This is a genomic window from Aggregatilinea sp. (assembly GCF_036822615.1).
Taxonomy (GTDB): Bacteria; Chloroflexota; Anaerolineae; order Aggregatilineales; family Aggregatilineaceae; genus Aggregatilinea.
Genome location: NZ_DAISHJ010000137.1, coordinates 1 through 12,863 on the forward strand (window position 1 = coordinate 1; position 12,863 = coordinate 12,863).

The 12,863-nt window shown below is 63.4% G+C and carries 14 protein-coding genes and 1 pseudogene; 11 read left to right on the forward strand and 4 right to left on the reverse strand.

Annotated elements, in window-relative coordinates; translation table 11 throughout:
- A pseudogene (locus V7116_RS22805) lies at window positions 1-254 on the reverse strand (ABC transporter substrate-binding protein); the annotation flags it as partial.
- Between the two features lie 261 nt (window positions 255-515).
- On the opposite strand from V7116_RS22805, the gene V7116_RS22810 reads away from it, so the two are divergent.
- The 11 genes from V7116_RS22810 to V7116_RS22860 all read left to right on the forward strand — a co-directional run bounded on the left by V7116_RS22810 (window position 516) and on the right by V7116_RS22860 (window position 9,086).
- Window positions 516-1,118 carry an NADH-quinone oxidoreductase subunit J gene (locus tag V7116_RS22810; protein WP_324394291.1) on the forward strand — a complete coding sequence of 201 codons (603 nt, stop codon included), beginning with the start codon at window positions 516-518 and terminating at the stop codon, window positions 1,116-1,118.
- Window positions 1,105-1,410: an NADH-quinone oxidoreductase subunit NuoK gene (locus V7116_RS22815; RefSeq protein ID WP_324394292.1), complete on the forward strand. Its 306-nt coding sequence runs from the start codon at window positions 1,105-1,107 to the stop codon at window positions 1,408-1,410. The genes V7116_RS22810 and V7116_RS22815 overlap by 14 nt, the downstream gene beginning before the upstream one ends.
- Before the next feature lie 4 nt (window positions 1,411-1,414).
- Window positions 1,415-3,163, forward strand: a complete 1,749-nt coding sequence (locus V7116_RS22820) for an NADH-quinone oxidoreductase subunit 5 family protein (protein ID WP_324394293.1) — start codon at window positions 1,415-1,417, stop codon at window positions 3,161-3,163.
- A 2-nt stretch (window positions 3,164-3,165) separates the two neighbouring features.
- Window positions 3,166-4,665 carry a complex I subunit 5 family protein gene (locus tag V7116_RS22825; RefSeq protein WP_324394294.1) on the forward strand — a complete coding sequence of 500 codons (1,500 nt, stop codon included), beginning with the start codon at window positions 3,166-3,168 and terminating at the stop codon, window positions 4,663-4,665.
- A gap of 79 nt (window positions 4,666-4,744) precedes the next feature.
- A complete protein-coding gene (locus V7116_RS22830) occupies window positions 4,745-5,059 on the forward strand; it encodes a hypothetical protein (protein ID WP_324394295.1) in 315 nt (104 codons plus the stop codon).
- Window positions 5,060-5,090: 31 nt separating this feature from the next.
- Window positions 5,091-5,615 (forward strand): NADH-quinone oxidoreductase subunit B family protein, encoded by a 525-nt coding sequence (locus V7116_RS22835; protein WP_324394296.1) that lies wholly within the window; start codon window positions 5,091-5,093, stop codon window positions 5,613-5,615.
- Window positions 5,612-6,073 carry an NADH-quinone oxidoreductase subunit C gene (locus tag V7116_RS22840; RefSeq protein WP_324394297.1) on the forward strand — a complete coding sequence of 154 codons (462 nt, stop codon included), beginning with the start codon at window positions 5,612-5,614 and terminating at the stop codon, window positions 6,071-6,073. Before V7116_RS22835 ends, V7116_RS22840 begins: the two co-directional genes overlap by 4 nt.
- Window positions 6,074-6,090: 17 nt before the next feature.
- Window positions 6,091-7,290 carry a hydrogenase large subunit gene (locus V7116_RS22845; protein WP_324394298.1) on the forward strand — a complete coding sequence of 400 codons (1,200 nt, stop codon included), beginning with the start codon at window positions 6,091-6,093 and terminating at the stop codon, window positions 7,288-7,290.
- Window positions 7,287-8,210 carry a complex I subunit 1 family protein gene (locus tag V7116_RS22850; RefSeq protein ID WP_324394299.1) on the forward strand — a complete coding sequence of 308 codons (924 nt, stop codon included), beginning with the start codon at window positions 7,287-7,289 and terminating at the stop codon, window positions 8,208-8,210. The genes V7116_RS22845 and V7116_RS22850 overlap by 4 nt, the downstream gene beginning before the upstream one ends.
- A complete protein-coding gene (locus V7116_RS22855) occupies window positions 8,207-8,632 on the forward strand; it encodes a 4Fe-4S dicluster domain-containing protein (RefSeq protein ID WP_324394300.1) in 426 nt (141 codons plus the stop codon). The genes V7116_RS22850 and V7116_RS22855 overlap by 4 nt, the downstream gene beginning before the upstream one ends.
- On the forward strand, window positions 8,571-9,086 hold the full coding sequence (locus V7116_RS22860) for a hydrogenase 3 maturation endopeptidase HyCI (RefSeq protein WP_324394301.1): 516 nt from the start codon (window positions 8,571-8,573) through the stop codon (window positions 9,084-9,086). The genes V7116_RS22855 and V7116_RS22860 overlap by 62 nt, the downstream gene beginning before the upstream one ends.
- 113 nt (window positions 9,087-9,199) lie before the next feature.
- On the opposite strand, the gene pgl is transcribed toward V7116_RS22860, so the two are convergent.
- From pgl to bmt, 3 genes are read right to left on the reverse strand one after another with little or no spacing between them, the layout of a single operon-like run.
- Window positions 9,200-9,934, reverse strand: a complete 735-nt coding sequence (gene pgl, locus V7116_RS22865; protein WP_324394302.1) for a 6-phosphogluconolactonase — start codon at window positions 9,932-9,934, stop codon at window positions 9,200-9,202.
- Window positions 9,927-11,396 (reverse strand): glucose-6-phosphate dehydrogenase, encoded by a 1,470-nt coding sequence (zwf, locus tag V7116_RS22870; RefSeq protein WP_324394303.1) that lies wholly within the window; start codon window positions 11,394-11,396, stop codon window positions 9,927-9,929. The genes pgl and zwf overlap by 8 nt, the downstream gene beginning before the upstream one ends.
- A 48-nt stretch (window positions 11,397-11,444) precedes the next feature.
- Window positions 11,445-12,332 carry a betaine--homocysteine S-methyltransferase gene (gene bmt / locus V7116_RS22875; RefSeq protein ID WP_324394304.1) on the reverse strand — a complete coding sequence of 296 codons (888 nt, stop codon included), beginning with the start codon at window positions 12,330-12,332 and terminating at the stop codon, window positions 11,445-11,447.
- Window positions 12,333-12,863 lie beyond the last annotated feature (531 nt).

The following is a 12,863-nucleotide window of genomic DNA, read 5'->3' on the forward strand; positions in this document are numbered from 1 at the left end:
CTCGTGTTTTCGTAGACCGGCGTGCAGTTGATCCGCGCGCACAGCTCCGCCACCATATCGTACTCGTAACCCATTACTTCCCCGGTGACCGGGTTTTCGAACTGGAAGGGCGTATAAAGATTCTCTACCGCAATATGAATTTCCTGGCCGTCGAGATCCGGCAGATCCTTGAACACGGGACCAGCCGCATGAACGGGAACCAACGTGAGCGTGAACATCACGATCAAGCAAAGCGGGACGACTATCCGTCTCATTCGCGCAATCATCGGCAGAACCCCTCCTGTGCTGTATGCGAGTGCCTGACTAGTTTAGTGATGAAAGGGGGCTTTCGCAACCACCTCACGATATCTGTTCCCTCAGCAGGCAGAACTGCGGCAGCGTTATGCACATCAATAAATGACTCTCTTATCTCCATTACCGGGGACGGATGACGGTGCCCTAAATGATTTCCTGCACTACGGGAGTCGGTCCTTGTCCTGTATGATCACAACAACTTAATTGTGAAGGAGGGAACAATGCTATATGCCTTCCTGGTAGCCGGAGCGGCGGTGTGTGCGCTCATGGCTGTCCGGGCGCAAAAACTTTTATCAAGCGCGTTATGGTTAGCCGGGATCAGCGCGCTGGTGGCACTTACACTTTACCAACTCGGCGCACACCAGGTTGCCGTCATCGAGCTAAGCGTCGGCGCAGGATTGGTCACTGTCCTGTTTGTCTTCGCCATCAGCATCGCGGGCGACGACGCTATGAGCGCGACACCGCGCATCCCGGTCCGGCTGGTGATTGGCTTACTGCTGATCTTCGCCGCGCTGCTCGGGTGGATGATGCTGCCGCTGGACGGGATCAAAGCCACAGGCGGCGGCGAGACGCTCTCCGCTGTGTTATGGGAAGACCGTGCGCTGGACATCCTCGTCCAGATCGTGCTGATCTTCACCGGCGTGATGGGAGTGCTCGGTCTGCTCAGCGAGGCGGCAGTTCCCGCTCTGGGACGTATGCCCGCCGCACACACGACCGAATCTCGCCCCGCGCATAACAACGGCCATTCCACGCCACAGCCTGCGCGCGCGCTCGATCTGGGCGCGCCGGAAGCACAGCCGGAGGTAGCCGATGTCCACGCTTGAAATCCTCATGGCCGGCGTCATCGCCATCATCGGGATCGGCCTGTACGGGCTGCTCATCACCCGCAACCTGATCAAAGTCGTCGTGGCGCTGCAAATCCTGGTCAAAGGGGCGCTGCTGGCGCTGGTGGCGGCGGGCGAAGCAAGCGGTCAGGTCAACCTGGGCCAGAGCCTCGCCATCACCGTCATCGTCGCGGACACCGTAGTCGCCGTGGTGGGACTGGCGCTGGCCGTCCAGGCCAAGCGGCTGCTGGGCACGCTCGACGTAGACGCACTATCCACGCTGAAAGGATAGCCCAATGACAGACTGGCTGATCGTTCTCACGATTGGGCTGCCCTGGCTGGGCGCGCTGGCCGTCTGGCTGACGGGCGATGATCGCCCGGACCAGCAGCACCGTCTGGCGGTGATCTTCAGCGTGCTGGCAGGCATCACCGCGCTGCTGCTGATCCCCTCGACGAGCGACTCGGTTGCGCTGCGGATCGACGTCGGCAGCGTGTTTGGCGACTTCACCTTCGTGCCCGATGGTCTGGGCGTCTTCCTCGCGGCGGTAGCGACCGTCGTCGGGTGTCTCGCGGTTGTCTTTGCCGTCGATTACATGGACGGCGAAAAACAATTAGGGCGTTTTTACAGCTTCGTGCTGCTGTTCATCGGCGCGATGGTCGGGCTGGTGCTCACCGGCAGCATCCTACTCCTGTTCATTTTTTGGGAAATCACCGCACTTACATCATATGCCCTTATTTCCTTCCACAACGACGATCCGAAGGCGGTCGCGGGCGGCATCAAGGCTCTGGTCATGACCTCGTTCGGCGGCGTGGGAATGCTGATCGGCGGGCTGATCGTGTACGCCTACCTGGGCGACTACCAGATCAGCACGCTGCTCAGCCGCGCCGACGAACTGCCGTCGGGTGTACTGGCGGCGCTGGCGTTCGGTTTCCTGATCGCCGCCGCGGCCAAGTCCGCGCAGGTCCCGTTCCATACGTGGCTGCCCGGCGCGATGGAAGCCCCGACCCCCGTCAGCGCGCTGATCCACGCCGCGACGATGGTCAACGGCGGCGTCTACGTGCTGGCGCGTTTCTATCCGGCCTTCGAAGGCGTGAACGGCTGGACCACAGCGGTAACGGTGGTCGGGCTGGTGTCCGCGCTGATGGCCGCACTGATGGCGCTGGTCGCCACCGATCTCAAGCGCGTCCTCGCCTACTCGACCGTCAGCCAACTGGGATACATGGTGTACGCGATCGGCGTGGGCGACATCTTCGCCAGCCAGTTCCACCTGCTGAGCCATGCCGTGTTTAAGGCGCTGTTGTTCCTCAGCGCGGGCGCGGTGATCCACAGCGTCGGCACACGCGACATGCGCGAGATGGGCGGCCTGGGCAAGCAGATGCCTTTCGTCCGCAACGTGTTCGTGGTCGGTTCGCTGGCGCTGGCGGGCCTGCCGATCCTCAACGGCTTCTGGTCCAAAGAACTGATCCTCGAAGGCGGCCTGCACGACGGTCCCGTCTGGGCCTACATCGGCATGGTGATCGGCGCGGGCATCACGGCGCTGTATACCTTCCGCATGGTGTGGCTGGTCTTCTACAGCGAGCCGCGCGCCAAGCTGCACGTCCACCCTGCCGGGCAAATGATGCGCCTCTCGACGGGCATTCTGGCCGCGGGCACGGCGACGACCTGGCTGCTGATCGGCCTGTTCGGGGAACTGCTCGAAGACACGCTGCCGTTCCACCACCTGCACGTCGAGGCAGGCACGACTCTCTTGGGCGACGTGCTCACCGCCCCGGCGACTTACCTCGCGCTGGGTGTGGTGGCGTTGGGCCTGTTGGCGTGGTGGTTCCGCGACCTGCTGAGCGGCGTCGCGGCCTCGCTGCGCCCCATCGGTGATGCCGCCGCTGCCGACTTTGGCTTTGAGTGGCTCAACCGTCGCGTTGCGCTCTGGGTCACCACCGCCGGAGAATCGCTGCGCACGTTCCAGACCGGATCGGTCAACTGGAACGTGGCGGGCATCGTCGGCGCGCTGATCGTCGTGCTCGTCATTCTCGCGCTGGGGGCGTAACCATGGCTGATATGACTGCTTTCACCTGGATGATCGCGCTGCCGCTCCTGGCCGCGCCGGTAATCTACCTGATCGGGCGGCTGGTCAGGCCGGATGGCGAAGCGCTGACCCGCTGGGCGGCGCTCGTCATGCTCGGTCTCACCTGGATTCCCTTCGCCATTGCCGCGTCGGATCTCAACGCGGATGGCGTGCAAACCTACACCCTCGGCACCGCCTCGCTGCGCCTGGACGATCTCGGCCTGCTGCTGGCCGCGCTTTCGCTCGGTCTGGGCACCATCGTCGTGTTTTACTCCGGCCCCTACATGGCCGCTGACGACGGGCAGGAAAAGTATTACGCCTCGCTTGTGGCAATGGTCGGCGTGATGATGGGTCTCGGCTGCGCGGCGGACCTGTTCAACCTGTGGGTGTGGTTCGAGGCGATGGCGATCGCGTCGTACCTGCTGGTCGCGTTTTACCACGAGCAGCCTACCTCGCTCGAAGCGGGTGTGAAATACCTCGTGCAAAGCGCGGTCGGATCGGTTTTCGTGCTGCTGGGCATCGCGCTGGTGCTCTCGCAGACGGGCACGCTCGACCTGACCGAAATCCGCGCCGCCGCGCCTGAAAGCTCGATCCCGCTGCTGGCGGCAGGCGGCCTGTTCCTGATCGGCTTCGGCGTGAAGGCCGCGCTCGTCCCGATGCACACCTGGCTGCCCGATGCACACTCGCAAGCGCCGAGCGGCATCAGCGCCATGCTGTCCGGCGTGGTGATCGAGGCGGGCCTCGTTGCGCTGCTGCGCGTCCTGTCGGCACTGGTCGGCATCGGCGCGTCGTGGGGCGAGCTGCTGATGGTCTTCGGCGCGTTTAATATGCTGATCGGCAACCTGATGGCCCTGCGCCAGACGCAGGTCAAGCGCCTGCTGGCCTACTCCAGCCTGAGCCACGTCGGCTACATGCTGCTCGGCCTGGGCATCGCGTTTTATGCGCAGCAGGCGGCGGGAGCCGAAGGCGGCTTCTTCCACATGCTGACACACGGCATGATGAAGGGGCTGGCCTTCCTGGCGGCGGGCGCGCTGCTTTACGCCCTGCACGCCTCGATGGGCGATCATGGTCCGCTGACGATCAGCGATCTCAGCGGCGCGGCGCAGAAGTATCCCTGGGCGGCGCTGGGACTCAGTGTCGCGGTGCTCGGCCTCGCCGGACTGCCGCCGCTCGCCGGGTTTATGTCCAAGTGGCAGATCTTCGTCGCGGGCTTCGAAACCAAAAACGAGTGGATCGAAGCGCTGGTGGTGTTCGCCGCGCTGAACAGCGTGCTCTCGCTGGCCTACTACGCGCCGCTGGTCAACGCGCTCTATCGCCAGAAGCCGTCCGACGCGGTGCTGGCGGGTGGGCCGCTGCCCTCGCTGATGAACGTGCCGCTGGCCGTGCTCGGCGTGGCGATCGTGGCCGTCGGTGTCTGGCCCAGCCTGCTCGACTGGCTGAGCGGCCCCGCAGGGAGGGCGCTGATCGCATCATTCGGTTTCTAGTCCCGAACACTTAAGGGTCATTTACCGTTCAATTTATATCGTTCGCCCTAACTAGACAGTACGTTTACGAGGTTACTCTATGGATAAATTCCTTCTGGCTCCGCCAGTGGCCTTCGTGATCTATGTAGCATTGGTCGCCATCCTCTCCGGTTTCGGACGTATCCTGGCTGGCGCGGGCAGCAAATCGCCCGCCAAGATGAGCACCTACGCGGCAGGCGAATCGTCACCGACCCGCCCCGCCGTGCCCGGCTACCGGCCTTTCTTCGTCGTCGCGCTGTTTTTCGCCGTGCTGCACCTGGGTGTGCTCGTACTCGGCAGCGGGGACCTTTCGTCCGTCGTGGGAATCTATCTGGTCGGCCTGATCCTGGCGCTGGTCGCCTTGATCCTCGGCTAAATCCACACCAATCCCCCAACAGGAGGTGGATATGACGCTCAACCTGGACAAGTCCTGGCAGCACGTGCTCGATCAGGTCAAGACCTGGGCGCGCGTAAACTCGCCGTGGGCGATCCATTTCAACAGCGGCTCGTGCAACGGCTGTGATATCGAGATTCTCGCCACGCTCACCCCGCGCTACGACCTGGAACGCTTCGGCGTGAAGCTGCAAGGCAGCCCGCGTCACGCGGACGTTCTGATCTGCACCGGCCCGGTCACACGGCAGGCGCGCGAGCGGCTGATCCGCATCTACGAGCAAATGCCCGAACCCAAGTTCGTGGTCGCAGTCGGGTCGTGCGCTCTGACCGGTGGCGCGTTCCACGGCTGCTACAACATCATGGGCGGGATCGATCAGGTGATCCCGGTCGATGCCTACGTGCCGGGCTGCCCGCCCCGCCCCGAAGCGATCATCGACGGTGTGGTGAAGCTGCTGACCGCGCTGCAAGCCTCGGTCAAAGCGGGTGAAAAAGTCCCCGTGGCCGATCCCGGCAAGCCGGAGGAGGAGGCTATCGCATGACGACCGAAGCACTGCTCGACACCGGGCGCGAGCTGATCGCGCCGTGGACCAAAGAAATCGCCGAACCTGAAGCCCGCCGCCTCGACGCGGTGATCGAAGCCGGAGACCTGCTGGCCGCCGTGGAGGCGCTTCACAACGCGAAGTGGGGCTATCTGTCGGCCATCACCGGGCTGGATCAGGGCGTCGAAGCCGGGATCATCGAAGTGCTCTATCACTTCTGCAACGAAGCGGCGGTGCTCACACTGCGCGTGCGTGTCCCGCGCGAAGCGCCTGTCGTGCCCAGCCTGTACGGACTGATCCAGTCGGTCACGTTTTACGAACGCGAGCTGATGGAAATGCTCGGCGTCACGGTGACCGGCACGCCCAACAGCGACCGCCTGTTCCTGCCCGAAGACTGGCCGGACGGCGTTTACCCGCTGCGCAAAGACTTCCGCATGGAACAACTTCACGAGGCGTAGCGATGGACCCCAACATCATGCAACCGCAATCTCTGGAAATGAAGCAGGACGGCGACAAGTTTGTCATCCCGATCGGCCCGCAGCACCCCGCGCTGAAAGAGCCGGGGCACTTCGAGTTCACCGTGGACGGCGAGACCGTCACCGGCGCGACGGTGCGCCTGGGCTACGTGCACCGGGGCATCGAAAAAGGCGCGGAAAGCCGCTCCTACGTGCAGAACATGTACCTTGTCGAGCGCATCTGCGGCATCTGCTCGCACATCCACGCCACGGCATTTTGCCAGGGCGTCGAACAGCTCGCCGAGGTCGAAGTGCCGCCGCGCGCCCGCGCCATCCGCACCATCATCGCGGAGCTTGAGCGCATCCACAGCCACCTGCTGTGGCTCGGCGTCGCCGCGCACGAAGCCGGGTTCGATATGCTGTTCATGTACACCTGGCGCGACCGCGAAACGGTCATGAACCTGCTCGAAGGCATCACCGGCAACCGCGTCAACTACTCCGCGAACCTGCTGGGCGGGGTCAAGTGCGACCTGACGCCGGAGATCATCACAGCGATCCGCACCGGGCTGGACTTCCTCGAAGAACGCACGCAGCACTATCTCGAAGTGGTCACCACCGACGCTATGTTCCTGCGCCGCACGCAGGGCATCGGCGTCATGACGCGCGAACAGGCGGAAAGCCTGGGTGTGGTCGGTCCGACGGCGCGCGCCTCCGGAGTGGCCCGCGACGTACGCGTGGATTCGCCCTACGCCGCCTACTCGGAGTTTCCGGTCACGATGGTGGTCGATCCGGCGGGCGACCTGCTGGCGCGCTGCGTGGTGCGCGTCAAGGAACTGTTCGAGTGCTACCGCGTGATCCGCGAGATGCTCGAACACCTGCCCGAAGGCGATCTGACGACGCGTATGCCGCGCCGCATCAAGCCCGCCGAGACGATCAGCCGGGTCGAAGCGCCGCGCGGCGAGCTGCTGTACTTCATCAAGAGCAACGGGACCGACACGCCGGAGCGTGTCAAGGTGCGTACGCCTACCCTGCCCGCGCTGGCCTCGGTCGCAGAGGCTTCCGTCGGTCACCAGTTGGCCGACATCCCGATGATCATCAGCGGCATCGACCCGTGCTTCTCGTGCAATGACCGCATGTTCACGATCAACGACACGCGCGGGAACGACAAAACGATGTCGTGGGAAGCCCTGCGCCAGTACGGAATCGAGTTCTATAAATGAAGACTTTGGAATCGATTATCGAGATCCTGTTCTTCCCCGGCGGCCTGTGCCTGATCCTAGCGGGCATGGCCTACGAGTGGGTGGACCGCAAGCTGGTCGCGCGTTTCCACAACCGCATCGGGCCGCGCTGGTTCCAGCCGCTTGCGGATAACATCAAGCTGCTCGCCAAAGAGGAAATCGTGCCAGACGGCGTGGACCCGCGCCTGTTCGTCGCGCTGCCGGTGATCGCGCTGGCGGGCGCGCTGACGGCGGCGCTTTACGTGCCTATCTTCGGCCTGCGCCCGGCGGACAGCTTCGACGGCGACCTGATCGTGGCGATCTACATGCTCAGCCTGCTGACGCTGTGCACCGGGCTGGCGGGCGCGAACACGCTCGACCGCTTCTCGCTGATCGGCGCGACACGCACGCTGACGCAGTTGTTCTCGTACGAAGCCCCGTTCCTGCTGGCGCTGCTTGGCCCGGCTATCGTCGCCAAGAGCTGGCAGATTGATGAGATCGCGCACTATGCCGAGAACCACGCGCTGCTGCTCACGCAGCCGATCGGCTTCGTTGTCGCGCTGATCGGGTTGATGGGCAAGCTCGAGCTGCCGCCCTTCGACGCGCCGGAAGCCGAGACGGAGATCGTCGCGGGTGCGCTGACCGAATACAGCGGGCGCGGGCTGGCCCTGTTCCACCTGGGCAAAGGCATCGAGTTGATCATCGGCCTGACGCTCGTCGCGGCCTTCTACCTGGGCGGCGTCGCCAACCCGATCTGGTTCCTCCTCAAAACACTGCTGCTGCTGGGGCTGCTGGCCGGGCTGCAATCGCTGCTGGCGCGCCTCCGCATCGACCAGACCGTCGGGCTGTGGTGGCGCTACGGTACGCTGCTTGTGCTGGTCCAGTTCCTGATCATGGTCCTCTGGGAAGGGGTGGTCGCATGAAGCTCACCGGAATGTGGAAAGATGCCCTCGATGGGCTGATCAAGAAACCCGTCACACAGCGGTATCCCTTCGTGCGGTTGGATGCCCCCGAACGCCTGCGCGGTCAGCTGCACTGGGACAGCACCAACTGCACCGGATGCCAGTTGTGCAGCAAAGACTGCCCCGCCGATGCGATCGAGCTGATCACCATCGACAAGAAGGCGAAGCAGTTCGTCTTCCGCTACCACGTCGATCGCTGCACCTTCTGCGCGCAGTGCGTGGAAAGCTGCAACAAGGGCTGCCTCTCGATGGCAAATGACGAGTGGGAGCTGGCCGCGCTCAGCCGCGAGCCGATGGTGCTGACCTTCGGGGATGAAGAGCATGTCGCAGCCGTCCTGGCAGGGCGCTCTGACCCAGACGCTGAACCAACTGGCTCAGAATAGTAACCGCGTGCCCCGTGTCGCCATCATCGGCATGGGGCACGAATTCAACGGCGACGATGCAGCCGGGCCGGTCATCGCGCGGGCGCTCATCGAGCGCACCGCCGGATCGCACCGGCTTTTGGTGATCGACGCCGGCCCCGCGCCGGAAAACACGACCGGGGCGCTGCGCCGCTTCGAGCCGGATCTGGTGCTGATGGTCGATGCGGCGCAAATGGGCGAGCCGCCGGGGGCAGTCCGCTGGCTCGACTGGGAGCAGACGACCGGCGTCAGCGCCTCGACTCATTCTCTGCCACCGCACGTACTGGCGCGCTACATGGTGGCGGAGTTCGACTGTCACGTCGCGCTGATCGGCATCCAGCCCTTCGCCAACCAGATCGACGCGCCGCTGACGCCCGGCATGCAGGCCACCGTCGCGGACGTCATCGACGCGCTGACGGCAGCGCTGATCGATTAGGAACAGAGTTCTGATTCCGTAGGGGCAATTCATGAATTGCCCCTACCTTCGACACACAAAAAAGGGCGATGCAAGCATCGCCCCTACGAAAAATCCCTGGCTACGTCTTCGTATCAGTGCCGCCGCAGCAGCGACGCCGCCGCTTCGTCCACCATCCATACGACCTCGCCATTGGCGGGCGCAACGAACTGCGAAGGCAGCGTCTCCGGCTGGTGCGGCCCTTCGATCACGTCGTGCAGCGCCTTCGCCTTCCCCGCCCCGCTAACCATGAAGATCACCTCGCGCGCCGCGTTGATCGCAGTCACCGTCAGCGTGATGCGCCACGTATCCAGTTTGGGCACATAGTTGGGAATCACCCAGCGGTTGCGCTCGCGTAGGCCCTTCGTGTGCGGAAACAGGGACGCGGTATGCCCGTCGTCGCCCATCCCCTGCAGCAGCAGGTCGAAGCGCGGTTTCTGGTCCGCAAAGAAGTCCCGGAGCACCTGCTCGTACTGGTCCGCCGCCTCCGCCGGGGGTAGTTCGCCGCGCATCCGGTATACGTTCTCCTCCGGCAGCGGGACGTAGCTCAGCAGCGCTTCGCGCGCCATGCCGTAGTTACTGTCGGGATCGTCCGGCGGCACGCTGCGCTCGTCGCCCCAGAAGACGTGAATCTTGCTCCAGTCCAGGCGAGGCGCATACGGCTCGTGAGCCAGCATCTCGAACAGGCCGCGCGGCGTCGATCCGCCGGACAGCCCGATGCTGAAGCGGCCTCGCGCCGCGATCGCGCTCCACGCCCGCGTGATGAGTTGTTCCGCAACGGCCTCGGCCAGCGCCGCGCCGTCCGCGTAAACCTCCACGCTCTCACTCATGGTCTTCGCAGCCCGCGTGCCACGCGCGCCCATCGCGGCTGAGGAACTCGTCTGCTTCGATCGGCCCCATCGTGCCGCGCGGGTAAACCGCCAACCGGGGCGTGTTTTCCTGTTCCCACGCGTCGAGCACCGGCTCGATCAGCCGCCACGCCATCTCGATCTCATCACTGCGCGTGAACAGCGAGGCGTCGCCGTTCAGCGCGTCGAGCAGCAGGCGCACGTAGGCATCCGGCAGGGAGCCGGTCCCAAACGATTCGCGGTAGTGGAAATCCATATCCACCGAGCGCGTCTCCTGGTGCGACCCCGGCACTTTCGCTTCAAACTTGAGGTGAATGCCCTCGTCCGGCTGGATGCACAACGACAGCGTGTTCGGCTTGAAGTTGCCATCGTTGGTGAGCTGGTTGAACATCATGTGCGGCGGCGACTTGAACTGGATAACGACTTCGCTCGACCGCACGCCCGTCGCCTTGCCGGAGCGCAGGTAAAACGGCACGCCCTGCCAGCGCCAGTTATCCACAAACAGCTTCAGCGCGCCATACGTCGCCGTCATCGAGTTCTGCACGACGCCCGGCTCTTGCAGGTAGCCCTCGTAGCGCGCTCGCACGGTGTCCCTCGGCTGGATAGGCCGGATCGCGCTGAGCACCTTCACTTTTTCGTTGCGCAGCGCGTCGGCGTTGAACGACGCGGGCGGTTCCATCGCCACCAGTGCCAGAAGCTGCAGCAGGTGGTTCTGGAACATATCGCGCAGCACGCCCGCGTGATCGTAGTACCCGGCGCGATGCCCTACCTCGACCTCTTCGAGCACGGTGATCTGCACGTGATCGACGTAGTTGCGGTTCCACACCGGCTCCCAAATCGTGTTGGCGAAGCGGAAGAACAGAATGTTCTGCGCCGTCTCTTTGCCCAGGTAGTGATCGATCCGGTAAATCTGGTGCTCGTCGAAGACGTGATGGATCACGTCATTGAGTTCCTGCGCGGACTTCAGATCGTGCCCGAACGGCTTCTCGACGACGATGTTACGCCAGCAGCCGTCCTTCTCGCGCGCCATGCCCTGCTTGCCCAGATTTTTGACGATCGGCACGTACAGGTTGGGCGCCACCGACAGGTAGTACAGCCGGTTGGCGGGGCCGTTTTCGAGCGACTGAAGGAATTCGTCGAGCTTGGCGTAATCGTCGGCGTTGGTCGAATTCCCGGCATGGTAATACACATGCTGCGCGAAGTCGTTCCAGGCGTCGTTGTTGCAGTCCTCTTCGAGCACCTCGGTCGCAAACTCGCACAGATGATCGCGGAAGTCCTCGTGTGAATACGGTGTGCGCGAGATCCCGACGATGTTCAGGGGATCGGGCAGCCGCCCGGTGCGGTGCAGCGTATAGAGGGCGGGGATCAACTTGCGTTCGGTGAGGTCACCCGATGCGCCAAAGATCACGATACTGGTTGCTGTTCCGGCAGGTGAACGTTCCATCTGATGCTCCTGTGCCCCGTCATGCACGGCGGAGCGATAACGGTAAGGCTACACGCGCAGTGCCTCGGCAATCGCCCGAATATGGTCCGGTGTGCTGCCGCAGCATGCGCCAACAATTTGTGCACCCTGGGCCAGAACCCGCGCCGCATAAGCGTTCATCACCTCTGGCGAGGCGTCGTAAACGGCCTGACCGTCTTCCATGTGCGGCAGTCCGGCGTTCGCTTTGGCGATCAAGTGTACTTCGGGGCCCGCCTGGTGCATTTTGCCGATCACGGTCTCGATCTCGTCCGGACCGTTGCCGCAGTTCGCGCCCAACGCAATGACGTTGTACTGACTCAGCGTCTCCACGGCGCGTTCGGGCGTGACGCCCATCATGGTGCGCCCGCGCGTGTCGAAGGTCATGGTAGTCACGATGGGCATTTCCGGTGCAGCGCGGCGCGCGCCTTCGACGGCGGCGTGAACTTCTTCGAGATCAGCCATCGTCTCGATCCATAGCACATCGACCCCGCCTTCGACCAATGCGGCGGCCTGCGCCTCGAACGCGGCTGCCGCGTCCTCGAAGGTCAGATCGCCCAGCGGTTCCAACATCTGCCCCGTCGGCCCCATCGATCCGCCGACGACGACCGGCTGCGCCGCCGCGTCCGCTTCCTGGCGGGCCAACTGCGCCGCGGCACGGTTCAGCTCGCCCACGCGCTCCGCAAGGCCGTGCCCGATGAGGCGAAACGCGTTGCCGCCAAAGGTATTCGTCAGCACAATTTGCGCGCCCGCCTCGATATAACCGCGATGCACGCTGCGCACCTCATCAGGATGCTCCACATTCCACAATTCCGGCGCAGAGCCGCGCTCCAGCCCCATCGCAAACAGCATGGTGCCCATGCCGCCATCAGCCACAACCGGCTGACCTTGGCTCAGCAAGTCAAGCAGAGTCGTCCGCATGGTAATTCCTCTTCATAAGTAATTTCAGCGCAAGTTGGCGTTCATTCTACTGAATACCGGGGCAATCTGCGACCTACGAACGGCAGCGCCCGCCGCCCGAAAAATCCGCTCCGCCGAAAACCCCTTTTTTTAGATGCGTCTGTGGTCGATTGAGAGCCATCGACCTTATACTCTGAAGGAGCATCTCTATTCTCCTGCGGTCGTGCGCAGAAGCGGAAAGTGTCGAAATCATCGAGGTGCCCGACTTACAACAACTGTTGCACACACCTGTAAAATGCGCTGCGCATATCCGCCTGTTCCCCACATTCAGCGAGCCAACGTCATATTCCGGGCATAGTAGCGGTACAGTACACATGATTGAGTCGTACCAGATCCTGAACACTGCGGGGATCCTGCCAACCGTCGTGGAAACTCGCAGTGCCACACCAAAAACTACACAGCGTCTCGTGCAAATGACGAGACTCATTTGCAGGAGCTAGCTAACCCGATGTACAAGTTTAATCGGACAGAAGGTCAGCGAACTGGAGCGGC